Raw genomic sequence first — 25,374 nt, forward strand, 5'->3', positions numbered from 1 at the left:
CATATTCTCGAAGCATTCCAGGGTTAGCGGAGCGGTTGCCATGACTTCTCTCGACGTGTCAGCAATCGGTCAGGCTTCCGACCAGGAACTTTCTGGAAATTCCCCGCGTGTCGCACTGTTCGTCCGCGTGTCGGATCGAACACATGTCCCATCGCTTGGGATTCGGCACCACCGAAACGACGACAAGCCAGGGCGCGAGAGGGCGCGAGCGGAACGAGAGAGCCGGGGGCACGGCGTGCCGCTGAATCGCCGTCTACGCGATTCACCACACGTCACCCGGGTTTCCCCGCGCGGGACGCGCGTAAACCCCGCAGGAGGGCGGCCAGACACCACGAAGCGGCCCGCGGGTTCGGTCGGTACCGAGCCCGCGGGCCGCTTCGAGGACTATGCGCCGGGAAAACCCCGGCCGCGCTGCGATTTTCTCAGCGCCGCAAGAAGGCGAAATCCTCCTGGAGCGCGCTCACCCTGGCACGCAGTGCCGAAACGGACGGGCCTTCGCGCAGCACCTCCCGCGAGACGTTCGGCACCACCGCGCCCAGCACGGACTCGGGCACCAGGTCGCGCACCGATCCCGGTCCGCCGCCCTGGGCGCCGATGCCCGGCATCAGGATCGGGCCGTTCAGCGCGGACAGGTCGGGGGCCTCGGCGAGGGTGGCGCCGACGACGACGCCCACCGACCCGAAGTCCTGGCCCCTGTTGCGCGCGGCGGCCTCGTCCACCATCGTCTGGGCGATGCTGCGCCCGTCACCGACTCGCGCCAGCTGCACCTGCGCGCCTTCGGGATTCGAGGTGGCGGCGAGCACGAACAGGCCGCGGTGGTTGGCCTCGGCGAGTTCGAGCGCGGGCGCGAGCGAACCGAAACCGAGGTACGGCGAGACCGTCACCGCGTCCGAGCCGAGCGGCCCGTCGCCGAGCCAGGTGCGGGCGTAGGCTTCCATGGTGGAGCCGATGTCACCGCGTTTGGCGTCGGCGAGCACCAGGGTGCCCGAGGCGCGCAGCACCTCCACAGTCCGCTCCAGCACCGCGATCCCCGCCGAACCGTAGGCCTCGAAGAACGCCACCTGCGGCTTGACGAGGGCGACGGTGCCGTCGAACGCCTCGACGCAGATCTCGGCGAACTTCTCCATGCCCTCGGCGTCCTCGGTCAGCCCCCAGGCGGCGAGCAGCTGCGGGTGCGGATCGATGCCGACGCACAGCGGGCCGAAGTGGTGCATCGCGTGGTGCAGGCGCGCGCCGAACGTCTTCATCGAGTCTCCTGTGTTGTCGGCGCGCCGGGGCGCGCGGGTTCGCGGCCCCTGGTGTCTCGCGTCCCGGCGATCGAGACTCGCGCTACGCGCATGCGCTTCGATCGCCGGGCCGCGAGACGGCCGCGAACGGTCGCTCGTAAGGCTCGCTCCGTGCGGGGCCGGTCTGAATGGTTCGTCACGTTCCACCTGCCCGGCAGACCGCCGCATCGCTGCCTCAGCCGCGCAGCGACGAGTGCAGTTCCTGCAGGGACCGCACGCCGATGCCGCCGTTGATGCTGGCCTCGATGCCCTGCACGGCCGCGGCCGCGCCCTGCACCGTGGTGATGCACGGGATGTTGACGCCCACCGCCGCGGTGCGGATCTCGTAGCCGTCCACCCGCGGACCGGAGTTGCCGTACGGGGTGTTGAACACCATGTCGACCTCGCCGTCGCGGATCTGCTCCACGATCGTCGGCTCGTCGGCCCGGTCCTCGTCGGAGTGCTTGCGCACCTGCTCGCACGGAATACCGTTGCGGCGCAACATTTCCGCGGTGCCCTCGGTGGCCAGGATGCGGAAGCCCAGGTCGTGCAGGCGCTTGACCGGGAACACCATGGCGCGCTTGTCGCGGTTGGCGATCGAGACGAACACGGTGCCCTCGGTGGGCAGCGAGCCGTACGCGGCGGCCTGGCTCTTGGCGAAGGCGGTGCCGAAATCGGCGTCGATGCCCATCACCTCGCCGGTCGACTTCATCTCCGGCGAGAGCAGCGAGTCCACGCCGCTGCCGTCGGCGCGACGGAACCGGTGGAACGGCAGCACCGCTTCCTTCACCGCGACCGGCGCGTCCAGCGCGACGTGCCCGCCGTCGCCCTCGCTCGGCAGCATGCCCTCCTTGCGGAGTTCGGCGATGGTGGCGCCGAGCATGACCCGCGCGCAGGCCTTGGCCAGCGGCACCGCGGTGGCCTTGGAGACGAACGGAACCGTCCGGCTCGCCCGCGGATTGGCCTCCAGCACGTAGAGCACGTCGTCCTTGAGCGCGTACTGCACGTTGAGCAGGCCCTTGACGCCGATGCCCTTGGCCAGCGCGATCGTCGAGCGGCGCACCGCCTCGATGTCGCTGCGGCCCAACGTGATCGGGGGCAGCGCGCAGGCCGAGTCGCCGGAGTGGATGCCCGCTTCCTCGATGTGCTCCATCACGCCGCCGAGGTAGACCTCCTCGCCGTCGCAGAGCGCGTCCACGTCGATCTCGATGGCGTCCTCGAGGAACCGGTCGACGAGCACCGGGTGCTCGGGGTTCAGCTCGGTGGCGCGGGAGATATAGCCCTCCAGGGACTTCTCGTCGTAGACGATCTCCATGCCGCGCCCGCCGAGCACATAGGACGGGCGGACGAGCACCGGGTAGCCGATGCCCGCGGCGATCTTCTTCGCCTGCTCGACCGTGGTGGCCGTGCCGTACTTCGGCGCGGGCAGACCGGCCGCGACCAGCACCTCACCGAACTCGCCGCGATCCTCGGCCAGGTCGATGGCGGCCGCGCTGGTGCCGACGACCGGAACGCCCGCGTCGGTCAGCCGCTGCGCGAGACCCAGCGGGGTCTGCCCGCCGAGCTGCACGATGACGCCCGCGACGGTGCCGGACTCGCATTCCGCGTGGTAGACCTCGAGCACGTCCTCGAAGGTGAGCGGCTCGAAGTAGAGGCGGTCGGCGGTGTCGTAGTCGGTGGAGACGGTCTCCGGGTTGCAGTTGACCATCACCGTCTCGTACCCGGCCTGCGACAGCGTCTGCGCCGCGTGCACGCACGAGTAGTCGAACTCGATGCCCTGGCCGATGCGGTTCGGGCCGGAGCCGAGGATGATCACCTTCTCGCGCTCGCGCTGCGGCGCCACTTCGGACTCCGCGGCGGGATCGAGCTCGTAGGCCGAGTAGTGGTACGGGGTCTTGGCCTCGAACTCCGCGGCGCAAGTGTCGACGGTCTTGTACACCGGGCGCACGCCGAGCCGGTGGCGCAGCGCGCGCACGCCGGTCTCCCCCGCCAGCTCGGGCCGCAGCGCGGCGAGCTGGTTGTCGGAGAGGCCGTAGTGCTTGGCGCGGCGCAGCAGCGGCTCGTCCAGCACCGGGGCGTCGATGATCTCCTGGCGCAGCTCGACAAGACCGGCGATCTCGGCGACGAACCACGGGTCGATGCCCGAGGCCGCGGCCACGTCGTCGATGCTCGCGCCGTAGCGCAGCGCCCGCTCGACCTGGTAGATGCGGCCCTCGATCGGGGTGCGCAGGTCGTCGAGGATCTTCTCGATCGCGGCCTGCGCGTCACCGTCGACGGGCGCCCACGGGCCGTCGTCCAGAGTCCAGAAGCCGGTGGCCTTGGTCTCCAGCGAGCGCAGCACCTTGCCGAGCGCCTCGGAGAAGTTGCGGCCCAGCGACATCGCCTCGCCCACCGACTTCATGGTGGTGGTCAGCGTCGCGTCGGCGCCGGGGAACTTCTCGAACGCGAACCGTGGCGCCTTGACGACGACGTAGTCCAGGGTCGGCTCGAAGCAGGCCGGGGTTTCCTTGGTGATGTCGTTGACGATCTCGTCCAGCGTGTAGCCGATGGCCAGCTTGGCCGCGATCTTGGCGATCGGGAAGCCGGTGGCCTTGGAGGCCAGCGCCGAGGACCGCGAGACGCGCGGGTTCATCTCGATGACGATCAGGCGGCCGTCGCGCGGGTTCACCGCGAACTGGATGTTGCAGCCGCCGGTGTCGACGCCGACCTCGCGCAGGATGGCGATGCCGAGGTCGCGCAGCTTCTGGTACTCGCGGTCGGTGAGCGTCATGGCCGGGGCGACGGTCATCGAGTCGCCGGTGTGCACGCCCATCGGGTCCACGTTCTCGATCGAGCAGACCACCACGACGTTGTCGCGGCCGTCGCGCATCAGCTCGAGCTCGTATTCCTTCCAGCCGAGGATGGACTCCTCGATCAGGACGTTGGCCGTCGGCGATGCGGCGAGGCCGCCGCCCGCGATGCGGTCGAGGTCCTCGTGGTTGTAGGCCATGCCGGAGCCGAGGCCGCCCATGGTGAAGGAGGGCCGCACGACGACGGGGAAGCCCAGCTCGGCGACCGTCTCGCGCACCTCGTCCATGGTGAAGCAGACCCGCGAGCGGGCGCTCTCGCCGCCGACCTTGGCGACGATGTCCTTGAACTTCTGCCGGTCCTCGCCGCGCTGGATGGCGTCGAAGTCGGCGCCGATCAGCTCCACGTTGTACTTCTCCAGCACGCCGCGCTCGTGCAGCGCGACGGCGGTGTTCAGCGCGGTCTGCCCGCCGAGGGTCGCGAGGATGGCGTCGGGACGCTCCTTCGCGATGACCTTCTCGACGAACTCCGGCGTGATCGGCTCGACGTAGGTCGAGTCGGCGAACTCGGGGTCGGTCATGATCGTCGCCGGGTTGGAGTTCACCAGCGACACGCGCAGGCCCTCGGACCTGAGCACCCGGCACGCCTGGGTGCCGGAATAGTCGAACTCACAAGCCTGGCCGATGACGATCGGGCCCGAACCGATCACCAGGATGTGGCGTAGATCCTCGCGGCGAGGCATCAGGCTCCTTCCATGAGACCGGCGAAACGGTCGAACAGATATGCGGCGTCGTGGGGGCCTGCGGCGGCCTCGGGGTGGTACTGCACGGAGAACGCGCGGCCGTTGACCAGGCGCACGCCCTCGACGGTGCCGTCGTTGGCGCAGACGTGGCTGACCTCGGCGCGGCCGAACGGGGTGTCGAACTGTTCACCCTGCTCGCCCTCCAGGGCGAAGCCGTGGTTCTGCGCGGTGATCGAGATCCGGCCGGTCTCGTGCTCGACGACCGGGATGTTGATGCCGCGGTGGCCGAACTTCATCTTGTAGGTCTCGCGGCCGAGCGCCCGGCCCAGGATCTGGTTGCCGAAGCAGATGCCGAACAGCGGCAGTCCCTGCTCGAGCACGCCCTGGGTGATGGCGACCGCGCCGTCCTGGGTGGCCGGGTCACCGGGACCGTTGGACAGGAAGACGCCGTCGGGCTTCAGCTCGCGGATCTGGTCCAAGGTGACGGTCGAGGGCACCACGTGCACCCGCATGCCGCGCTCGGCGAACATGCGCGGGGTGTTGGTCTTGATGCCCAGGTCGACGGCGACGACGGTGAAGCGGCGCTCGCCCGTGGGCTCGATCGTGTAGACCGAATCGGTGCTGACCTCCTCGGCCAGATCCGCGCCCAGCATGGACGGCTGGCCGTTGACCCGGGCCAGCAGCGCGTCCTCGTCGGCGAGCGCGGGGCCGGAGAAGATGCCCGCCTTCATCGAACCGCGGGTGCGCAGGTGGCGCACCAGAGCGCGGGTGTCGACACCCGCGATGCCGACGATGTCCTGCTCACGCATGGCGTCGGGCAGCGTCGTGGTCGCGCGCCAGTTCGACGCACGGCGCGCGGGGTCGCGCACCACGTACCCGGCCACCCAGATCTTCGAGGACTCGTCGTCCTCGTCGTTCCATCCGGTGTTGCCGATCTGCGGTGCCGCCGCCACCACGATCTGGCGGTGGTAGCTGGGGTCGGTCAGAGTTTCCTGATACCCGGTCATCGCGGTGCAGAACACCGCCTCGCCGAGCGTCTCGCCCACGGCGCCGTAGGCCGTGCCGCGGAACACCCGGCCGTCCTCGAGCACCAGCGCAGCCGCTTCATTCACGTTCGTTCATCTCCCGTCGTCGTCCTGGCCCACGCCGGATACACCGTCTTGTCGTCACCTCGGAAGCCGGTGTCTATCTCGGTTCCGGTCGGCAGCTTCCAGCGAATTACCAGCACACCATCTTCTGTCATCACCTTGCCCGCGTGGCCGCGTTCGGTGCGCACCGCCGTGATGGACTCCTGCGGAATCCAGATCACCGTCGCCCCGTCGCGCTCGAGCAGGATCCCCCGCTCGAACCGCGTGAGTTCCGCGGTGGCGCGGAAACCCAGATCGCCGACCGCGATCCGGTCCTGCCAACTCGGCGCGATCGTGCTGCCGAGATACAGGCCGGTCGTCGGCTCCAGCACTTGGGCGCCGAGGTCGGCGGGCACCGGCGGCAGTTCGCCGATCCGCTCCTGCTGACGCGCCGCGCGGTTTTGCCAGCCCCGGTACATCAGCCAGACGCCGAGCGCGAACAGCGCGAGGCACCCGACCACCCACAGCGTTCTTTCCACTTACGGACCTCCTGCGTCCAATCGGCGGCGCTCCCGGTGCCCTCCGTGGCCACGCTCCGCTACCGCCTCCGGGCCCGTCGCTCGCGCCGCGGTACCCAAGACCGCCTTGCCCTCGCGTGCGGTCACCCGGCCGCGCAGCAACGTCGCCGTCACCTTGGCCGGGAAGGTCATCGCCTCGAACGGCGTGTTGTTCGAGATGCTGGCCAGCTCCGCGGCGCGCACCGTCCAGGTGGCGTCGGGGTCGACCAGGGTGAGGTTCGCGGGCTCGCCCACCTCGAGCGGGCGGCCGTGGTCGTCGAGTCCGACGATCCGCGCGGGCTGCTCGCTCATCACGCGGGCCACGCCGCGCCAGTCCAGCAGGCCCGGCTCGACCATGGTCTGGACGATGATCGACAGCGCGGTCTCCAGCCCGAGCATGCCGGGACGGGCCGCGGCGAATTCGCAGCACTTGTCCTGTTCGGCGTGCGGGGCGTGGTCGGTGGCCACGCAGTCGATGATGCCCTCGGCCAGCGCCTGCCGCAGCGCCGCGGCGTCGGAGGCCTCGCGCAGCGGCGGGTTGACCTTGTTGACCGCGTCGTAGGTCTCCAGCCGCGTGTCGTCCAGCAGCAGGTGGTGCGGCGTCACCTCGGCGGTGATCGAAATGCCCTGGGACTTGGCCCATTTCACCAGTTCCACGGTGCCCGCGGTGGAGGCGTGGCAGATGTGCACGCGCGCGCCGGCGTCCCTGGCCAGCAGCGCGTCGCGGGCCACGATCGATTCCTCGGCGGCCCGCGGCCAGCCCGCGAGACCGAGCCGGGCCGCGGTCGGGCCCTCGTGCGCGACCGCGCCCTTGGTCAGCCGGGGCTCCTCCGCGTGCTGGGCGATGAGCACGCCGAGGGAGTTCGAGTACTCCAGCGCGCGGCGCATGATCAGCGGGTCGTACACGCAGTGGCCGTCGTCGGAGAACATCCGCACCGCGCCGACGCCCGCCGCCATGGTGCCCATCTCCGCGAGCTGCTTGCCCTCGAGCCCGACCGTCACCGCGCCCACCGGGAACACGTCGACGAGGCCGACCTCCTGGCCGCGCCGCCACACGTGGTCGGTCACGACCACCGAGTCGGCGACCGGGTTGGTGTTGGCCATGGCGAACACGGCGGTGTAGCCGCCGAGCGCCGCGGCGGCGGAGCCGGTCTCGATGGTCTCGGTGTCCTCGCGGCCCGGTTCGCGCAGGTGGGTGTGCAGGTCGACGAAGCCGGGCAGCAGGATCTGGCCCTTCGCGTCGATGATCTCGGCGTCCACGATGCCCAGATCGGTGCCGATCTGCCGGATCTCGCCCTCGTCGACGAACACGTCCACGGGCTGACCCTCGCCGTAGATCAAGGCCCCCTTGATCAACAGCCCACTCATGCTGTCCTCCTTTCGGCCTGAGCGGGGCTCTCCGTGGTTACGCGGGCTGCCTCCTCCGAGCCCTGACCGCTCATGCCTGCGCCTCGCTGACGCTCAGCTTCGGCATGCGCGCTGCGCGCTGCCACATGATTCGCTCACTTCGTTCGCTCATGCCGGGCGCCACCTTCCGCTCGTTGCCGTTCATGCCACTGCCTCCTGCGCGCCGACCAGCAGGCGGAACAGCACCGCCATGCGCAGGTGCACGCCGTTGGTGACCTGCTGCAGGATCGCGGCCTTCGGCGAGTCCGCCACGGCCGAGGCGATTTCCATGCCGCGCAGCATCGGACCGGGGTGCATGACCACCGCGTGCTCCGGCAGCAGCGCGAGCCTGCGCTCGGACAGGCCGTAGTTCACCGAGTACTCGCGCGCCGAGGGGAAGAATCCGCCGTTCATGCGCTCGGCTTGGACGCGCAGCATGAGCACCGCGTCGGCACCGGGCAGTTCGGCGTCCAGGTGGTGCGAGACCCGGGCGGGCCAGGCTTCGACGCCGACCGGCAGCAGCGTGCGCGGCGCGACGAGCACCACCTCGGCGCCGAGGGTGTGCAGCAGGAAGACGTTCGAGCGCGCCACCCGGCTGTGCAGGATGTCGCCGACGATCACGACCCGCTTGCCCTCGATGTCGCCGAGCCGCTGCCGCAGTGTCAGCGCGTCCAGCAGCGCCTGGGTCGGGTGTTCGTGCATGCCGTCGCCCGCGTTGATGATCGCGGGACCGGATGTCCGGCCCTCCGAACGCGCCCAGCCATCCATCCAGTGCGCGATCTGGTGCGCGGCGCCGGAGGCCGGGTGCCGCACGATCAGCGCGTCCGCGCCCGCGGCGTGCAGGGTCAGCGCGGTGTCGCGCAGCGATTCGCCCTTGGACACCGACGAGCTGCTGGCGCTGACGTTGATCACGTCGGCGCTCATCCACTTCCCGGCGACCTCGAAGGACACCCGGGTGCGGGTCGAGTTCTCGTAGAAGACCGTCATCACGGTGCGCCCGCGCAGTGTCGGCAGCTTGTGCACCTCGCGACCCAGCAGCGCCTGCTCGAAGCGCTCGGCCTCGTCGAGCAGCTCGGACGCCGCGGCGCGGTCCAGATCGGTGACGCTCAACAGGTGTCTCACGCTTCGGCCTCCTGGTGCAGATAGACACCGTCGCGACCGTCGTGTTCGGTGAGCAGCACCGAGATGTCCTCCGCCCGCGCGGTCGGCACGTTCTTGCCGACGAAGTCCGCGCGGATCGGCAGCTCGCGGTGGCCGCGGTCGATCAGCACGGCCAGTTGCACCGAGCGCGGCCTGCCCAGATCGCGCAGCCCGTCCAGGGCCGAGCGCACGGTGCGGCCGGAGAAGAGCACGTCGTCCACGAGCACGACGAGCGCGTCCTCGATGCCGCCCTCAGGCACCGAGGTGCGCTCCAGCGGTCGGTGCGGACGGCTACGCAGGTCGTCGCGGTACAGGGTGATGTCGAGCGAGCCGAGGGCCGGGCGCACGCCGGAGAACTCCTCGATCTTGTCGGTCAGCCGCGCGGCCAGGGTGGTGCCGCGGGTCGGGATGCCGATCAGCACCACGCGCGGCGAACCGGCCTCGTCGGAGTCCAGCGCGGTCTTCTCGATGATCTGGTGCGCGATGCGCGCGATGGTCCGGCCAACATCGGAAGCCGACAACAGCTCCCGCCCCGTCGCCACCCATTCGGGTGTGTGCCGCTGAGAATGCGTCGTCTCGGCAGCGCCGGACTTGGCGGCCCGGTCCCCGGGCACGGCCATGCCGACCTCCTTCCCCGCCTCACCGGACGGTCCGTTAAAGGATGTCTTACGGCTAGCAGCGTAACAGCGCCTCCGACCCCGCTTTCACCAGGCATATCGGCCTGTGAGCTGCCCCACGAACGCGCTGTGAGCGGCGCCACCCGGAACATCGGGCGATACCACGGCATACGACGGTGTGTGCACATATGTTCGAATGGGGGTAGGGTCGGGCGGGTGACCGCTTGGCTGCAGGGTTCGCTGTTCGACGGGTCCGGGGACGTCTGCCTCGGCTCCCTCGATGGCATTCACCGCACGCCGCTGTCGGACGGCGCGTGGGTCGATGTTCGGTCCGGGTGGCTGACCGGTGCGGACACCCTGTTCGATCGGCTGGCGCGGGAGGTTCCGTGGCAGGCCGAGCGCAGGCCGATGTACGACCGGGTCGTGGACGTCCCCCGGCTGCTGCATTTCTACGACGAGCACGCGGCGCTGCCGGATCCGATTCTGGACGAGGCGCGCGACGCGCTCAGCCGCCACTACGCCAGCGAACTCGGCGAGCCGTTCCGGACGGCGGGCCTGTGTTGGTACCGCGACGGCCGCGACAGCGTCGCCTGGCACGGCGACACCTTCGGGCGCGGGGCGAAACACGACACCATGGTGGCGATCCTGTCTGTCGGCGCCCCGCGCGCGCTGCTGCTGCGGCCGCGGCGCGGCGGCGCGAGCATCCGGTATCAGGTGGGGCACGGCGACCTGCTGGTGATGGGTGGTTCCTGCCAGCGGACTTGGGAGCACGCGGTACCCAAGACCCGCAAGCCGGTCGGTCCGCGGATCAGCATTCAGTTCCGTCCGCGGAACGTGCGCTGAGGCCATCGGTCTCGAACGCCTGGCACCGCAGCGTCGACGGGCGGATGCGAGAGAGCGTCCCCTGCGGCTGGTTGTCGTAGCCGCGACTCGTGATCTTCACGAGCGGAGAGCCGCGCATCGTATGAACCGCGAGTAAGGACCGCAGACTGCGGGCTGCGGGCTGCGGGCTGCGGGCTGCGGGCTGCGGGCTGCGGGCTGCGGGCTGCGGGCTGCGGGCTGCGGGCTGCGGGCTGCGGGCTGCGGGCTGCGGGCTGCGAAAGAGATTGCCCACGAATCGAATCGCCATATCGGGAGCTGACGAACGCACCATGCGAATCGACTCGCGGCCGATTTTCGAAATCCGATAGGTGAACAAGTGGCGCAGGGCACAGCGCGCGGCCGAAAGGCTCGATAGATTGAGACTATGCGCAACCCTGGGGCGGGAGTCTTGGCCGTGATGCCGCTGCACACGATCAGCGAGGTCTATGGCGAGCCGGGGCTGCGCGAACGGCTGCTGCTGGAAATCGCGGAACTGCCCGATGGTGAGCGGCTGAACGAGGCGCTCGAACTGGCCACCGAATTGCACCGCGACGACAAGTACGGCCGCGAGCCCTATCTGAATCATCTTCTGCGCGTGGCGATCCGGATCGTCAGCCACTACGAGGTGCGCGATACCGACGTGGTGGCGGCGGGCCTGCTGCACGACGCTGTGGAAGACCATCCGGCCGAACTGGCGGGCGCCCGCGACGGCTCCCCCACCGACGGCGCGCTCACCGAACTGTCCGAACGCTTCGGCGGGCGGGTCGCCGACCTCGTCGCCGCCGTCACCAATCCCGAGCCCGATCCGGCCCGCGATCGTCACGAGCAGTACCGCGACCACGTCGCCACGACCTTGGATCGCGCTCCCTGGGCGCGGGTCGTCAAGCTGTCGGACTTCACCGACAACGGCGTCGGCATCCTCTACGCCGAGAAGCCGATCATGCGCAAGCTCGCCACGAAATACCGTCCGCTCACCGACGTCTACCGCGATTTGGTGAGCAGGCCGGACACTCCCCTCGCGGATCACGTCAAGCAACACATCCTCGGTCAGCTCGACCGCGCCGACGAACGCTTCGAAGCCATCCTCTCGCGGGGCTGATCAGTGGCCGCTCGGGATAGGCGCGGCAAGGCCGCAACGGCTCGCCATCCTGGGCGCACGGCTGATCAACGCCCCTCGCCGGAGCCGCTGAGTCGCACGGCGGACCGCGGCCGTTCCGCCCGGCATCATGTTTCCGACGCGGCCCGAGGCGCTCGCAGCACCGACGCGACGAGATCGTGCACCGCGGCCCGCAGGCGATCCGCCTCCCCCGCGCGCACCATCCTGGACGCGAGCTCGGTGCCCAACGGCGCGAGCAACAGCGCGCCGACCACTTCGGCGTCCAGGTCCGGGCGTGCCTCGCGCAGCATCGCCGTGATGTGCGCGGCCCAGAAGGCGTGGAACTCTTCGCGTCTGGGATGCGGTGGCACCGCGTTGTAGGCGACGACGAGTTCGATGTTGTCGATCACCAGGTCGGCCATCGCCGCGAAGTAGGCAAGCAGACGCTCGGCGGCGGGTGCGCCCGGCCCCAGGGGCGGCGGTCCGCTGGAGACGGCCTCCATCAGGGCGACCGCGGGTTCGGCGACCAGTTCGTGCAGCAGCCCGGCACGGCTGCCGAAGCGGTGGAAGATCGTCCCCTTGCCCACGCCCGCCGCGGCGGCGACCCGATCCATGGTGACGGCCTCGGCTCCGTGCTCGGCGAGCAACGTCCTGGTCGCGTCCAGGATCGCGCGCCGGTTGCGGGCGGCGTCGGCCCGTTCTCGCGTGCGCCCGTCGGACATGCACCCGCCTTCGTCGTTGACAAAGTTGACCGACGGTCCATATCGTGGCGAGATATCTGGACCGACAGTCAACTTATGGAGTTCTCGATGCGGGCAATCGTAATGACAGGGGTGGGCGGACCCGAGGTGCTGGTTCCGTCCGAGGCGCCGCGGCCGACGGCGGGCACGGGCGAGCTGGTCGTCCGGGCGGAGGCCGTTCCGGTGCTGTATCCGGAGACCGTGATCCGCGCGGGCGGATTCCCCACGCCCGCCGAACCGCCGTTCGTGTTCGGTTTCCAGGCGGCGGGTACGGTCACCGAGACCGGAGCGGGCGTCGAACCTGGATGGGTCGGGCGTCGAGTCGTGGTGGACACCAATGGCTTCGGCGCCTACGCCGAATACGTCGTCGCCCCCGCCGCGCACGCGACGCCCATCCCCGACGGTGTGGAAACCACCGTCGCCGCGGCGGCCATGATGAGCGGATCCGTCGCGGCGGCCCTGGTCGACACGGCCGCACCCACCGAGGATGAGACGGTGCTGATCGAGGCGGCCGCGACCGGTGTCGGCGCCTACTCGACCCAGTACGCGGTCCGCCGGGGCGCGCGCGTCATCGCGACGGCGGGCGGCCCCGCCAAGGCCGCGCAGGCGCGCAAGCTTGGGGCCGCCGAGGTGATCGACCACAACGACCCGGCGTGGACGGACCACCTGCGCGACGTGCTCGCTGCGACGACGCTGGATGTCGTGTTCGACGCCATCGGCGGGCCCGCGACACCGGCGCTGCTCGACCTCATGACGCCGGTGCGCGGTCGCATGCTGAGCTACGGCTTCCTCTCCGGCGGTCCCGCGCCGATCACCGCGATCGACCTCGTGACCCGCGGGCTGACCCTGATCGGCTGCGCCGGTCCCGCCTGGCTCGGCAAGGTGGCGGGTCATCGCGCGCAAGTCCTCGACGAGGTCGCGGCCGGAACGCTCGAGCCCCTGCTCGACCAGGTACTGCCGCTCGACCAAGCTGCACGCGCGCACGAACTGATCGACCAGCGCGCCACGTTCGGCACGATCGTCCTGCGCCCGAACCACACCTGATTTCACCCGGCCGCTCGTCGCCCGACTCGCACGAGCCACCGAGTTCTGCCGGGCACGGCCCACGACTCTCCCCGAGTAGACCGAAACACGTACGAGCGGCCGACGCCATCAGGAGCGAGCGGCAGACGACGAGCGTCTGGCGGCGGGTCATGGCCAGCCGACAACGGACAACCCGCAGCAGACAGCGAGCCACAAGCGGCAGACGCCATCAGGCGACAGAGAACGGACTCCGGGCGGCAGACGCCAGCAGGCGCGGGCGGTAGACAACGAGCGTCTGGCGGCGGGCCATGGACAGCCGACGACGGACAACCTGCAGCAGACAGCGGGCCACAAGCGGCAGACGCCATCAGGCGACAGAGAACGGACGTCGGGCGGCAGACGCCAGCAGCAGGCAGCAGGCGGCGGACCGCGAACAGCGGGCAGCAGACGACGAGCGGCAAGCAGCGGGCAGCAGGCGGCGAACAGCGGGCACCGCGGCTCACGGATAAGCCGCCAGCCGCCAGCGGGCAGCGAGCGGCGAACAGCGGGCACCGCGCGGGTCATGGACAAGCCGCCAGCCGCCAGCGAGCGGCGGGCGGCCGTCGCAATCATGCGGCAGAGAACTCCGGGCGGCAGACGCCAACAACGGGCCACGGACCACGGGCCACGGGCCACGGGCAAGCTTCGTCGGCAGTGGCGGTTATGGCGGCTATGTTGGCTTGATGGGGAGCGCAATCGATACGCAGGTAGCGGCCGTCAACGAGTTGACCGCGCGGTGGGCGGCTGTCGCGGGCGAGAGAGATTTCGTCGTCTCGGGGGCCGGGATCTGGCCGCTGCTCGCCCTGCTGGCCGCAGCCGCGGACGACCCGGCTCGCGCGGAACTGGAAGCCGCGGTCGGGCTGCCCGCCGAGCGAGCCCACAGTGCCGCGCTGGAGGTGCTGCGGATCATGGCCGAGGCCGAAGATCTCTCCGCCGTGCTTGGCGTGTGGTTCGCCGAAGAGCTTCCGCTGCACCGCACGTGGTCCGACAGCCTGCCGCAGGACACCATCGGACGGCTGACGAGCCAGGCCGCGCTGGACGCCTGGGCCGCGCGCGGGACCGACGGCTTGATCGACCGCTTCCCGCTGCGGATCGATCCCGACACCATGCTGGTACTCGCCACCGCGTTGGTCGCCAAAACCGAATGGCGCGAGCACTTCGTCGACGCCGTGCTTCGTCCCGAAACCGGGCCGTGGCGCGGCATCGACGGACGCGGGCTGACGCGCACCACTGGAGACCTGTCCCAGGTCTCCCTTCTCGACGGCTCGGAACCCGTGACCCGCGTGGTGGTAACCGGAACCGGCGATCTCGACGTGCACCTGCTGCTCGGCGCGGCACCAGACGCCACGGAGTCGCCGGGCACAAGCTCACCGGGCGCGGTGCTCACCACCGGCCTCGCCGCACTCACCGGGCAGGTACCCGTCCGCGATCACCTGCCGCCCGGAACCACCGGCCCTGGACTGCGCGTGACCCGACACCGCGCTTCCCGCCCCGGGGACCGTCTCGATATCCGCATGCCGCCCTTCGAGATTCGCTCCTCGCACGATCTGTGCGCCACCCCCGAACTCTTCGGCCTCACCGCCGCCATGCGGACGGACCGAAACCACTTCCCCGGGATCTCGCCGGAGCCACTGGCGCTCGCGCAGGGCGCACAGGACGTACTGGCCCGTTTCACCCGCGAGGGTTTCGAAGCCGCGGCCGTCACGAGCATCGCGGCGGTCGCGGTCAGCATGCCGCTCTCGGCCGAGCACCTGATCACCCAGGTCGAGGTCGTTTTCGACCGCCCGTTCGGTTTCCTCGCCGTCCACCGCGCGACCGGACTCGCGGTGGTCGCGGGCTGGGTCGCCGAATTGCCCGGTCGAGCAGGCAGCCCGGACGATCTCTTCGGCTGACCGACCGTGAACCGTCAGTGCCCGCGCCGCGCGAAATCTGGTGCGTGCTCGGGCAATACGCCCCTGGCGAGCAGAAACGGCGGAACGCTTCGCACCACGGGGATACGCCGCAGCACCCTGATGGGCAATGGCGCGTTGTCCGCGCCGGTGAGATCCACCTGCCCGCTCAGCGCGGGCCGGATGACAGCGGCGTGGAGCAACCGTTGGATGCCCTGTGTGACAACGGTCGGGAACCAGCGCCGCCGCTGCACCTTGGCCAGCTCCGCGACGCCGACCCGTCCCGAAAGCAGCGGCGCGGCAAGAATTCTCGCCGCCGCCACCGCGTCCTGCACGGCGAGGTTGATGCCGACGCCACCGGCCGGGGACATGGCGTGCGCGGCGTCGCCGAGGCAGAGCAGCCCGTCGGTGTACCAGCGTTCGAGGCGGTCGAGTTGCACGTCGAGCAGCTTGACCTCGTCCCAGTCGCGCAGCGTGTCGACCCGATCGGCCAACCACGGTGCGGCCGCGGCCATCTCGCGCATGATCGCGCCGACCGGGCCGCGCCTGGCCGCGGCGTCGCTACCCTTGGCGATGAGCGTGGCACACTGCCAGTAGTCCCCGCGATCCAGCATGACGGCGGCGCGGCGGGCGGTGACGATCGGAATCGCGCCCGCGGGATCGATCCCCGTGCGCGGCAGGCGAAACCACCACACGTCCATCGGCGTCGCCCACCGGCGCGACCGCAGCCCGGCGGACGCTCGCAGCACCGAACCGCGCCCATCGCAGGCGACGGTGAGCGCGGCCTCGATCGCACCGGTGCCACCGTCGGCCGTCCGGTATTTCACCCCGGCGACCCGGCCTTCGGCGAAGATCAGACCGGTGGCCTCGGTGTTCACGCGCAGCCGGAACGTCGGCTCGCGATCGGCGGCGCGGGCCAGCAGGTCGAGCAGATCCCACTGCGGCACCATGGCGATGTATTTGTGTTTGCCCGGAAGGTTTTTCAGCGACGCCAAGGTTTGCAGCGAGCCGCCGACGGGGAGCAGTATCGAGTCCAATCGCCGCGCGGGCAGTTTCGCGAACTCCTCCCCTAGGCCGAGTTCGTCGAGCAGGTCGAGGGTGGTGGGATGCACGGTGTCGCCGCGGAAGTCACGCAGGAAGTCGCCGTGCTTCTCCAACACGGTGACCTCGACGCCCGCGCGGGCCAGCAGCAGGCCGAGCACCATGCCCGCGGGCCCACCGCCCGCCACCAAACAGGTCGTACGTTCCATCGACGGTCTCCCCTCGCACGGCGATCAACCCTCGGCGACTAGTTCGATGGTAGGCCGGGCCGCGACTCACCGACGCAGGACGAAGAAGTACGGCTCGGTCATGCCGCGCAGGTCCATCACACCGAACAGCGTGTGCGCGTCGACGCGGCGGAAGTGGTCGATGATCGGCAGGTGGTCGTAGACCATCGCCGCGCCCACCTCGCCCCGGTACTCGATATCCCGCAGCCGCGCGGTGGGCTTGCGGGCGCGCAGCGCGGGACCGAGCACCGGCAGCATCGAGCGCAGCATCCGCACACCGGACAGCGGCACCTTGCCCGCCAAGCTCAGCGGCACCCGGCGGGGATCGACGGGGAACACCTCCCCCGCGGCGTCGGCGAACAGCAGCGGGTGCACGGCGTCCGGACCGTCGAACTGCTTGCCGTACCAACCCGAGGCGACAAGCATGCCGTCGAACGGATGTCCGGTGTCGATCTCCTCGCCGCGCCAGCGCCCGGTCGCCACCTCGGCGACCCGCACGCCGGGCAGTCGATCGAACAACGCCCACGCCTGCTCGGCGGTGCACCCTCCGGTCTGCAATCCGGCCAGTTCGGCGGTTCCTGTCACGGGCGTTTCGGCGACCATTCCACACTCCTCGTTGCGACGTTGCGAGAAGTAGTCTAATGATCTCTCATCGCCGCACGGGAGCGGCCTCAGAGCGGCGCGTCCAGCCGACTCCACGGTGATGTGCGTGCCGATGAGGCGGTTCGTGCTGACCGGCCGCGGTCTCGCGCTCCTCGCCACCGTCGGCTCGGTCACGGCGCTGCTCGTCACCGGCTGAGCGCGCTCGGTCCGGTGGCCGCATCCGAGTAGCGAGAGCACTTTTCTTGACCTCGAGTCGCATTGAGGTCTTAGCGTCTTCGCCAGTCGATCACCGCGGACAAGGAGAAGTCGCTCATGATGCTGATCACCGGATCCACCGGGAACGTAGGTAGCGCGCTACTGAAGCAGCTGCGGGCCGTCGACGCCGGACCTCTGCGAGCTCTCACCCGCAACGCCGACGCTTCCTTTCCCGAGGGGGTCGAGGCCGCCGAGGGCGACTTCGCCGACGTCGCTTCGCTGGAGCCCGCGCTGGACGGAGTGCGCTCGATGTTTCTCGTCTCACGGCTCGGCCCGGATGCCGACATCCTCGACGCCGCGCGCCGAGCGGGTGTGGAGCATGTGGTGCTGGTGTCATCGATCACCGTCCAGACCCATCCCCACCTCGGCCCCGCCGCCGAGAACGCAGCTGTGGAGCGGTTGCTCGAAACCAGCGGTATGGACTGGACCATCCTGCGTCCGACGCAGTTCGCCTCCAACGCCCTGCTCTGGGCGGACGCGATCCAGGAACGCCGATCGGTCCAGGTGCCCTACGCGGATGTCGGGCTTCCCACGATCCACCCGGCGGACATCGCGGCGGTGGCCCGTGTCGCGCTGACCGAGCCCGGTCACCGAGGCCACCGTTATGCCTTGACCGGCCCCGACCGCATCACGCCACGCGAGCAAGTGGCGACCATCGCCGCCGTGCTGGACCGGGAGATCGAATGCGCCGAGATCGGTCGTGCGCAGGCTCGGGCGACCATGGTGACAATCTTCGGCGAAGAAGCCGCGGACGCGGTACTGGACGTGACCGGCGGGGATGTCAACGATGAACTGCTCGCGGTCCGCGACACGGTCTCGCGGATCACCGGCTCCCCCGGCAGGCCATTCCGTCAGTGGGTGGAAGAGAACGCCATGGCTTTCCAGTGAGGTCGGCTCGTTGCTAGAGGGCGGCCGCGTCGCCGCGACCGCCGCCGAGACCGGTCACGGTGATATCCGCGGCCGATTTCACCAGCAGGGTCAACTCGGAGAGCACGTCAGGACGGGCGGCGACGAAGCTGACCTCCCCACCGGATGGATCGATCCGGTCGTCGAACGGCGCGCCGTCGAAACCGGTTACGGTGACGCCTGATTCCCGCGCGATGAGACTGCCCGCCGGCAGATCGACCAGACCGGCGCGATACCCCACGAAGCCGTCGATATCCCCGCGGCTCAGCATGATCCAGCACAGCAGCGGCGACCACAGTTCGATGAGCCGCAGGGCGCCGGACTCCAGGGCGAGGCGTAGCGCGCGGGCCGTCGGGTCGGTGTGGGCGACCGGATAGCTCTGAAGCCAGGCCAATGTCGGCCGGGCGAGGGTCCGCGGCGGGCGCAGCGAGCCGCCTAAACCGGTGGCGCCGCGCCCGCGCTTGGCCGACCGCCTGCGTCCGGTGGTCGGCACCGCCACCATCGACGCGCTGTTGACCAGCACGCAACGCACGCTCGATGGTCTGGCCGCGGTCCGATTCGCGCTCGGCAACGAGGTGTCGGACGCGCTGGCGCAGGCCAGGTCTGGCACCGACCGCTGGATCTTCAAGGGCGGTACCGGCGCGCACACGCGGGTGGTCACGCTGCCGGACTGCGTGCGGCGAGCGCTCACGATCGTCGAGAGATGCTGGTGCGCATGGAGATACTCGACCCCACCAATGTGGAGCTGTGCGACCGGTACGCCGCGCTCTACCGTTCCCTCGCCGAAGGCGCCGAGGACGACGCGCATACCTGGACCGGCAAGGGCACCCAAATCGACGCTGGCGGAGCAACCCGGCGTGGCGGAGGTTCGCGAGCTGTTCGACGGACTCGAGATGAGTCTGCCCGCCGACCACGACGATGCCGACGTCGACGACATCGTGGCGAAAGCGCTGCGCGACAGCGCCCGTCCGCTCCGCGGCGCCGGCGACCAGCTCGGCGTCGGCTGATTCGAACGGCCGAGCCCGGTCCATGACGCGCGCCACAGCGGATTGACCTCGAGCGCACTCGAGGTATGAGGATCACTGAGTGCCCGTCGCCGGTGATCCGGTCGGTACCAGCGGCGGGCACACTCCCGGCCCGGGACACCGCAGACGTCCCGGTGGGCTCCCGCCGGGCCCAGTACACCCACCGGCGGGAGCCGGATCGGGCGGTGCGGCTCAGGCGGAGACGGTGATCTCCCACTCGTACACGGTCAGTTCCGACGCGCCGGTGGTGTGCACCGGGTCGGCGAAGGCGATCTCGCGCGCCGCCGCGAGGCTCTCGGCACGGATCACGTAGGCGCCGCCGGTGCCGTCGGTGAAGCGGCCGCTCTCCACGAGCCGACCGCGTTCCACCAACTCGTTCAGGAACTCCTTGTGCGGTTCGATGACCGCCGGGTCGAAGCGCGGCGTGCGCATCACCATGACCAGGTACTTGTTCACGCCTCGGGCTCCGGGCGCGGGGCACGGGTCGCGGCCGCCGCCGCGCGCACCTGCGGCGCGACGAGCACGACCTGACCGAGCACGCCGTTGATGAACGACGGCGAGTCGTCGGTCGAGAGTTCCTTGGCCAGCTCCACGGCCTCGTCGACGGCCACCACCGGCGGAACGTCGTTGGCGTGGAACAGCTCCCACACGGCGATGCGCAGGATGGCGCGGTCCACCGCGGGCAGCCGGGACAGCGTCCAGTCCTGCAAGTAGGACTCGATGGTGCCGTCCACGCGGTCCAGGTCGTCGGCGACGCCTTCGACCAGGGTCCGGGTGTAGGCGTGCACGGGGGCGACGGTCTGGTCCTTCGTCGCCAGGTCGACGCGCTCGTCGAGCAGGTCGGCGGCGTCGACGTCGCGGGCCTCCGCCTCGAACAGCAGGTCCACGGCGCGGCGCCGGGCCTTGTGCCGGGCGCCCAGCTTCTTGAACGTGGATTTCTTGTCTGCGGGCTGTTCCGCCACGATCACATCATCCCTGTCGTTCTGTATCAGGGCGGCAGGAGCGCCCGCCACGGTGGACCTGCCACCGGGTCGCGCGCTCCCGTCGCGAGCGACCGGTGATCAGGCGTTGACGCGGCCGAGGTAGCTGCCGTCGCGTGAGTCGATGCGCAGCTTGTCGCCGGTGTTGATGAACAGCGGCACCTGAACCTCGGCGCCGGTCTCCAGGGTGGCGGGCTTGGTGCCGCCGGTGGAGCGGTCACCCTGCAGGCCGATGTCGGTGTGCTGCACCACGAGTTCGATGGAGACGGGAAGCTCGACGAACAGCGGCTCGCCCTCGTGCACGGCCACCTGGACGGCCATGTTCTCCAGCAGGAAGCGGGCGCCGTCGCCGATGGTGGCCTCGGCGATCGAGATCTGGTCGAAGGTCTCGCCGTCCATGAAGATGTAGTCGGAGCCGTCGTGGTACAGGTAGGTCATGTCGCGACGGTCGACGGTCGCGGTCTCCACCTTGACACCCGCGTTGAAGGTCTTGTCGACGACCTTGCCGGACACGACGTTCTTCAGCTTGGTCCGCACGAAGGCGGGGCCCTTACCCGGCTTGACGTGCTGGAATTCGACGATCTGCTGGAGCTGACCGTCGATCTTCAGCACGAGGCCGTTCTTGAAGTCGCTGGTGTCCGCCACTGTCTTCGGATCTCCTGTTCTCAGGTAACCGGCGTCATTCGACGACGGTCAGGTCTTTGCTGGTGTGGGTGAGCAGCTCAGGGCCCCCTTCGCGCACCACGAGCGTGTCCTCGATTCGGACGCCGCCGCGGCCGGGAAAGTACACACCTGGTTCGACGGTCACCGCCACGCCGGATAGAAGTGTACCGGTTCCGTTTTTCATGATCCCCGGCGCTTCGTGGATGCGCAGGCCGACGCCGTGCCCGAGACCGTGCACGAACAGCTTGCCGTGGCCCGCCGCCTCGATCACCGAGCGCGCCGCCGCGTCCACCTCACCGGCCTGCGCGCCCGGTCGCAGCGCCTTGCGCCCGGCCCGCTGGGACTCCACGACCAGTGCGTAGACCTCGCGCTGCCAGTCGGTCGGGCGGCCGAGCACGAAGGTGCGGGTCATGTCGGAGTGGTAGCCGCCGACGACCGCACCGAAATCGATCTTCACGAAATCACCCGCGGCCAGCACGGCGTCGGTCGGACGGTGGTGCGGTATCGCGGAATTGGCGCCCGCGGCCACGATGGTCTCGAAGGAGATGGCCTCGGCGCCGTGCTCGTACATCGCCCATTCGAGGTCGCGGGCGACCTGCCGCTCCGTGCGCCCCGGCCGTAGTCCGCCGCGTTCGAGCAGCGTGGCCAGCCCGGCGTCGCCCGCCGCGCACGCCTTGCGCAGTTGTTCCACCTCGTAAGCGTCCTTGACCATGCGCAACTGCTCGACCAAGCCGGGCGTCGCAACGAGTTCCAGCCCGGTCTTCTGCTCGACGAAACCGCTGTGCTGGTCGACGGTCACCACATGGCTCTCGAAACCGACCCGGCCGAGCTGCCATTCCCCCGCCAGCTCCACGATCCGTCGCGCGGTGCCGCGAGCGATCTCGGCGCGCAGGTCGGGCGCTTGCTCGACGACCTGGCTGCGGTAGCGGCCGTCCGTCCCGATCACGGTGCGTTCCTCGTCGTTGCGCATGTCCCAGGAATGCACGAGCAGCGTGGCGTTGGAGCCGGTGAAGCCGGTCAGATACCTGATGTTCACCAGGTCGGTGACCAGCAGCGCGTCGACCTCGTTCTCCACCAGCAGACTGCGCAGTGCGCCCCGGCGCGCCGCGTAGTCGGGCCCACGGCCCGCGTGATCAGCAGACATGGGTCAAAGCTACCGCCGACACGCGGTGGTGCGGCAGTCCAACACCCGAACCGTCACCTGCTGGCGCCGGGCGCAGGGAGGACGAGCGGGACGAATCGGGCGCGGATGCCGAATGGGGACTTGCCGCGCGCTCGACGGCCCGCGTGAAACCCGCATGCCGTTCGCGCGAGCGAGGCGCCGGAGTCATGAGCCTTTCAGGACCGAACCCGCCAGGCCGCCCTACGTGTCCCTCCCCGCGATTCCGATCCATCGGGTGTTCACATGCGCTGCGGTTATGCACATTTCGCATCGAGCACTTCGAAACGGGCCGTGCATCAACAAGGGTGGATCGCATGGCCTACCTAGCATTCGCCGCGCTGACGGGATGGTGTGCGGCGCTGAGTCTCAACGATCTTCGACAGCGCAGGCTACCCAACGCGCTCACTGGATGGGGCGCGCTGGCCGTCTTCGGATACGCCCTGTTCACAACACAATTCACAGCTGCGGTGATCGGGGCCGCACTGCTCGCGGCACCCTATGCGATGCTGCACTTCGCCGCTCCGGCATGCCTCGGCGCGGGCGACGCGAAGCTGGCGATCGGACTCGGAGCCGCCGCGGCGCTCGGCGGCGCGCAGGCTTGGGTGTGGGCCGCGCTGGCCGCGCCGGTACTCACCGCGAGCGTCGGACTGGCGATGCTGGTTCGCCATCGAATCTCTCGAATTGCGATGGGTTCGCGGCCGCCGCCCGACACCGTGGCACACGGCCCGTCGATGTGCCTGGCGACGTTGTTCGCTTTGGCGGTAGCGAGCGGGTGATGCCTTGACGGTATCGAGTGAGCGATGCCTCGACGGTGGCAGAACGGCAGCCGCTCGCGGTGTGCGGCGCACGGACACCCGACCGCTTGCGAAGTGTGAGCACGTTCGGGCTCGAACAGCGGGCAGTCGGCGGCGGCGTACGTCTGGCTTGCGAGTGGCGATAGCCAGTAAGAAGACTCGGGCACCGCTCGCGTCGGCGACGTGCCAGTGATCACGGCGGACCGGATGCGGGTCGGACCGCCCCGACATGGAAGGATGGACAGCGTGCTGCGCTGGATAACTGCCGGAGAATCCCATGGTCCCGCCCTCGTCGCCATCCTGGACGGGATGGTCGCGGGTGTCGAAGTGACGTCCGAGGACATCTCCGCTCAGCTCGCGCGCCGCAGGCTCGGCTACGGGCGCGGCGCCCGGATGAAGTTCGAGGCCGACAAGGTGACCATGGTCGGCGGCGTGCGCCACGGGCGCACCATGGGCGGTCCGGTCGCCATCGAGGTGGCCAACTCCGAGTGGCCGAAGTGGACGACCGTCATGTCCGCCGATCCCGTCGATCCGGCCGAGCTGGCCGACCTGGCCCGCAACGCCCCGCTGACCCGGCCCCGCCCCGGGCACGCCGACTACTCGGGCATGCTCAAGTACGGCTTCGACGACGCGCGCAACGTGCTGGAGCGCGCCAGCGCCCGAGAGACGGCCGCGCGCGTCGCGGCGGGGACCGTGGCGCGCAACTTCCTGCGCCAGGCCTTCGGGGTCGAGGTCGTCTCGCATGTCGTCTCGATCGGCGCCGCCGCCAACACCACCGGCGTGATTCCCACGGCCGCTGATCTGGACGCCGTCGACGCCAGCCCGGTGCGCGCGTTCGACGCCGACGCCGAGGCGGCGATGATCGCCGAGATCGAGGCGGCGAAGAAGGACGGCGACACCCTCGGCGGCGTCGTCGAGGTGGTCGTGGAGGGACTTCCGGTCGGTCTCGGCTCGTTCGTCAGCGGCGAGAACCGCCTCGACTCCCGGCTGGCCGCCGCGCTCATGGGCATTCAGGCCATCAAGGGCGTCGAGGTCGGCGACGGTTTCGAGACCGCGCGCAGGCGCGGCAGCCAGGCGCACGACGAGATGCGGCCCGGGCCGGACGGCGTGCTGCGCTCGACCAACCGCGCGGGCGGCCTCGAAGGTGGCATGACCAACGGTGAGCCACTGCGGGTGCGCGCGGCGATGAAGCCGATCTCCACGGTGCCCCGCGCCCTGTCCACCGTCGACATGAGCACCGGCGAGGAGGCCGTGGCCATCCACCAGCGCTCCGACGTGTGCGCCGTGCCCGCCGCGGGCGTCGTCGCCGAGGCGATGGTGGCGCTGGTCGTCGCGCAGGCCGCGCTGGAGAAGTTCGGCGGCGATTCGCTGAACGAGACCGTCGACAACATCACCAGCTACGTCAAGCGGATCGGCACCCGCCCGCACGTCCCGGCGGACAGTCGGCCGCAATGATCGTGCAGACCGACCCGCGCGCCCCGCGCGTGGTGCTGGTCGGACCGCCGGGGGCGGGGAAATCGACGATCGGCCGCAAGCTCGCCAAGGAACTCGGCGTCGACCTGTACGACACCGACGCGGGCATCGAGCGCGAGACCGGCCGCACCATCCCCGAGATCTTCGCCGCGGACGGGGAACCGGAGTTCCGCCGGATCGAGGAGCGAGTGGTGCGGCGCGCCATCCTCGCCGAGCGCGGCGTGGTCTCGCTCGGCGGCGGCGCGGTGCTGTCCAAGGACACCAGGGCGCTGCTGCGCAACCGGACCGTGGTGTACCTGGAGATCAGCGTGGCCGAGGGGCTGCGGCGCACCGGGGCGAGCAACCAGCGCCCCCTGCTCAACGGCGACGATCCCGGCGCGAAATACCGCGAGCTGATGCGCAAGCGCCGCCCGCTGTACCGCGAGGTCGCCACGGTGCGGGTGCGCACCGACGGGCGCAGCCCCGGCCGGGTGGTGCGAATGATCCTGGACAAACTGGGCATGGAACCCGCGGCGCCCACCGCCGATCCCGAACCCGAAGCCACCGCGACCGGCCGCGCCGCGGCCCAGACGCCGGAAGGGCAGGGCAGCAGCCGCTCCCGTGCCCGTCGCCGGGCCAGGGCTCGTGCCGCCGCCCGCCGCGCGGCAGCCAAGAACGACATCGCCGCGACCGACCAGACCGGTGCGGCGGGCAAGAACAACAGCGCAGCGGCCGAGCAAACCGGCACCGGCGCCAAGGACGACGGCACTGCGGCCGAAGTGAACAGCGCTGTGTCCAAGAGGAACAGCACCACGGACAAGGCGAGCGGTGCCGGAGTCACGGCGAGCAGTGCCGCGACCACCGAGAACGCTGCGGCCGATGACGAAACCGGCTCTGCCGCAACGAAACTCGGCCGCAGGACCGGAAGCGCCGACGTCGCGACCAAGGGCTCCGTCATCGCGCGCTCGGGCGCGGCAACCGAGGACTCGTCCGCGACGACCCAGGACGCTCAGCACGCAACCGCGGTGAACGCGAGCGAAGGCAGCGCGAACCCGGA

Annotated in this window: 23 protein-coding genes and 1 pseudogene; 9 read left to right on the forward strand and 15 right to left on the reverse strand. The window is 70.1% G+C overall.

The genetic code is table 11. The annotated features are described in order from the left end of the window. Window positions 1-422 precede the first annotated feature (422 nt). The 7 genes from pyrF to pyrR form a co-directional block, all read right to left on the reverse strand. Complete coding sequence (gene pyrF, locus T333_RS24595; protein WP_496425972.1) at window positions 423-1,247, reverse strand: orotidine-5'-phosphate decarboxylase; 825 nt, start codon at window positions 1,245-1,247, stop codon at window positions 423-425. Between the two features lie 214 nt (window positions 1,248-1,461). After that, window positions 1,462-4,794: a carbamoyl-phosphate synthase large subunit gene (gene carB / locus T333_RS24600; RefSeq protein WP_354999763.1), complete on the reverse strand. Its 3,333-nt coding sequence runs from the start codon at window positions 4,792-4,794 to the stop codon at window positions 1,462-1,464. Further along, window positions 4,794-5,906, reverse strand: a complete 1,113-nt coding sequence (carA, locus tag T333_RS24605) for a glutamine-hydrolyzing carbamoyl-phosphate synthase small subunit (RefSeq protein WP_354999762.1) — start codon at window positions 5,904-5,906, stop codon at window positions 4,794-4,796. Before carA ends, carB begins: the two co-directional genes overlap by 1 nt. Beyond that, on the reverse strand, window positions 5,903-6,400 hold the full coding sequence (locus tag T333_RS24610) for a PH-like domain-containing protein (protein WP_354999761.1): 498 nt from the start codon (window positions 6,398-6,400) through the stop codon (window positions 5,903-5,905). The genes carA and T333_RS24610 overlap by 4 nt, the downstream gene beginning before the upstream one ends. Beyond that, window positions 6,401-7,786: a dihydroorotase gene (locus tag T333_RS24615; RefSeq protein WP_496425973.1), complete on the reverse strand. Its 1,386-nt coding sequence runs from the start codon at window positions 7,784-7,786 to the stop codon at window positions 6,401-6,403. Window positions 7,787-7,966: 180 nt separating this feature from the next. Next, window positions 7,967-8,926, reverse strand: a complete 960-nt coding sequence (locus T333_RS24620; protein ID WP_354999759.1) for an aspartate carbamoyltransferase catalytic subunit — start codon at window positions 8,924-8,926, stop codon at window positions 7,967-7,969. Then, the gene (pyrR, locus tag T333_RS24625) at window positions 8,923-9,564 is read right to left on the reverse strand and encodes a bifunctional pyr operon transcriptional regulator/uracil phosphoribosyltransferase PyrR (protein WP_354999758.1); all 642 of its coding nucleotides are present in this window, start codon (window positions 9,562-9,564) and stop codon (window positions 8,923-8,925) included. Before pyrR ends, T333_RS24620 begins: the two co-directional genes overlap by 4 nt. Before the next feature lie 213 nt (window positions 9,565-9,777). On the opposite strand from pyrR, the gene T333_RS24630 reads away from it, so the two are divergent. Further along, window positions 9,778-10,404 carry an alpha-ketoglutarate-dependent dioxygenase AlkB gene (locus T333_RS24630; RefSeq protein WP_496425974.1) on the forward strand — a complete coding sequence of 209 codons (627 nt, stop codon included), beginning with the start codon at window positions 9,778-9,780 and terminating at the stop codon, window positions 10,402-10,404. A 403-nt stretch (window positions 10,405-10,807) separates the two neighbouring features. Further along, window positions 10,808-11,521: an HD domain-containing protein gene (locus tag T333_RS24635; RefSeq protein ID WP_357248231.1), complete on the forward strand. Its 714-nt coding sequence runs from the start codon at window positions 10,808-10,810 to the stop codon at window positions 11,519-11,521. Between the two features lie 125 nt (window positions 11,522-11,646). Here the strand turns inward: T333_RS24635 and T333_RS24640 are convergent, their stop codons facing one another. Further along, the gene (locus T333_RS24640) at window positions 11,647-12,240 is read right to left on the reverse strand and encodes a TetR/AcrR family transcriptional regulator (protein ID WP_496425975.1); all 594 of its coding nucleotides are present in this window, start codon (window positions 12,238-12,240) and stop codon (window positions 11,647-11,649) included. Window positions 12,241-12,327: 87 nt separating this feature from the next. Here T333_RS24640 and T333_RS24645 point away from each other — a divergent pair, with 87 nt between their 5' ends. Together T333_RS24645 and T333_RS24650 are read left to right on the forward strand one after the other, a co-directional pair. Next, window positions 12,328-13,302 carry a quinone oxidoreductase family protein gene (locus tag T333_RS24645; RefSeq protein ID WP_496425976.1) on the forward strand — a complete coding sequence of 325 codons (975 nt, stop codon included), beginning with the start codon at window positions 12,328-12,330 and terminating at the stop codon, window positions 13,300-13,302. 701 nt (window positions 13,303-14,003) lie between these two features. Continuing rightward, complete coding sequence (locus tag T333_RS24650) at window positions 14,004-15,212, forward strand: serpin family protein (RefSeq protein ID WP_496425977.1); 1,209 nt, start codon at window positions 14,004-14,006, stop codon at window positions 15,210-15,212. Window positions 15,213-15,226: 14 nt separating this feature from the next. Here the strand turns inward: T333_RS24650 and T333_RS24655 are convergent, their stop codons facing one another. Both T333_RS24655 and T333_RS24660 read right to left on the reverse strand, forming a co-directional pair. After that, window positions 15,227-16,459 (reverse strand): FAD-dependent oxidoreductase, encoded by a 1,233-nt coding sequence (locus T333_RS24655; protein ID WP_496425978.1) that lies wholly within the window; start codon window positions 16,457-16,459, stop codon window positions 15,227-15,229. Between the two features lie 66 nt (window positions 16,460-16,525). Beyond that, window positions 16,526-17,080: a DUF4334 domain-containing protein gene (locus T333_RS24660; RefSeq protein WP_496425979.1), complete on the reverse strand. Its 555-nt coding sequence runs from the start codon at window positions 17,078-17,080 to the stop codon at window positions 16,526-16,528. A 312-nt stretch (window positions 17,081-17,392) separates the two neighbouring features. Here T333_RS24660 and T333_RS24665 point away from each other — a divergent pair, with 312 nt between their 5' ends. Then, the gene (locus T333_RS24665) at window positions 17,393-18,223 is read left to right on the forward strand and encodes an SDR family oxidoreductase (RefSeq protein WP_496425980.1); all 831 of its coding nucleotides are present in this window, start codon (window positions 17,393-17,395) and stop codon (window positions 18,221-18,223) included. A gap of 13 nt (window positions 18,224-18,236) precedes the next feature. Here the strand turns inward: T333_RS24665 and T333_RS24670 are convergent, their stop codons facing one another. Beyond that, window positions 18,237-18,764, reverse strand: a complete 528-nt coding sequence (locus T333_RS24670) for an inositol monophosphatase family protein (protein WP_496425981.1) — start codon at window positions 18,762-18,764, stop codon at window positions 18,237-18,239. A gap of 334 nt (window positions 18,765-19,098) precedes the next feature. On the opposite strand from T333_RS24670, the gene T333_RS24675 reads away from it, so the two are divergent. Further along, window positions 19,099-19,248 carry a hypothetical protein gene (locus T333_RS24675; protein ID WP_354999749.1) on the forward strand — a complete coding sequence of 50 codons (150 nt, stop codon included), beginning with the start codon at window positions 19,099-19,101 and terminating at the stop codon, window positions 19,246-19,248. 210 nt (window positions 19,249-19,458) lie between these two features. Here T333_RS24675 and T333_RS24680 read toward each other — a convergent pair whose 3' ends face one another. The 4 genes from T333_RS24680 to T333_RS24695 all read right to left on the reverse strand — a co-directional run bounded on the left by T333_RS24680 (window position 19,459) and on the right by T333_RS24695 (window position 22,053). Next, the gene (locus tag T333_RS24680) at window positions 19,459-19,722 is read right to left on the reverse strand and encodes a YciI family protein (RefSeq protein ID WP_354999748.1); all 264 of its coding nucleotides are present in this window, start codon (window positions 19,720-19,722) and stop codon (window positions 19,459-19,461) included. Next, the gene (gene nusB / locus T333_RS24685) at window positions 19,719-20,228 is read right to left on the reverse strand and encodes a transcription antitermination factor NusB (RefSeq protein ID WP_354999747.1); all 510 of its coding nucleotides are present in this window, start codon (window positions 20,226-20,228) and stop codon (window positions 19,719-19,721) included. Before nusB ends, T333_RS24680 begins: the two co-directional genes overlap by 4 nt. A 99-nt stretch (window positions 20,229-20,327) precedes the next feature. Beyond that, window positions 20,328-20,891 carry an elongation factor P gene (gene efp, locus T333_RS24690; RefSeq protein ID WP_354999746.1) on the reverse strand — a complete coding sequence of 188 codons (564 nt, stop codon included), beginning with the start codon at window positions 20,889-20,891 and terminating at the stop codon, window positions 20,328-20,330. 34 nt (window positions 20,892-20,925) lie between these two features. Then, window positions 20,926-22,053 (reverse strand): M24 family metallopeptidase, encoded by a 1,128-nt coding sequence (locus T333_RS24695; RefSeq protein WP_357248209.1) that lies wholly within the window; start codon window positions 22,051-22,053, stop codon window positions 20,926-20,928. 332 nt (window positions 22,054-22,385) lie between these two features. On the opposite strand from T333_RS24695, the gene T333_RS24700 reads away from it, so the two are divergent. The 3 genes and pseudogenes from T333_RS24700 to T333_RS24710 form a co-directional block, all read left to right on the forward strand. Continuing rightward, window positions 22,386-22,847 carry a prepilin peptidase gene (locus T333_RS24700; RefSeq protein ID WP_496425982.1) on the forward strand — a complete coding sequence of 154 codons (462 nt, stop codon included), beginning with the start codon at window positions 22,386-22,388 and terminating at the stop codon, window positions 22,845-22,847. Window positions 22,848-23,102: 255 nt separating this feature from the next. Next, a complete protein-coding gene (gene aroC, locus T333_RS24705) occupies window positions 23,103-24,320 on the forward strand; it encodes a chorismate synthase (protein ID WP_354999743.1) in 1,218 nt (405 codons plus the stop codon). Beyond that, window positions 24,317-24,835: pseudogene (locus T333_RS24710) on the forward strand (shikimate kinase); the annotation flags it as partial. The gene aroC and the pseudogene T333_RS24710, both read left to right, overlap by 4 nt. Between the last annotated feature and the right edge of the window lie 539 nt (window positions 24,836-25,374).

The sequence above is a fragment of the Nocardia sp. CNS-044 genome (assembly GCF_059570515.1).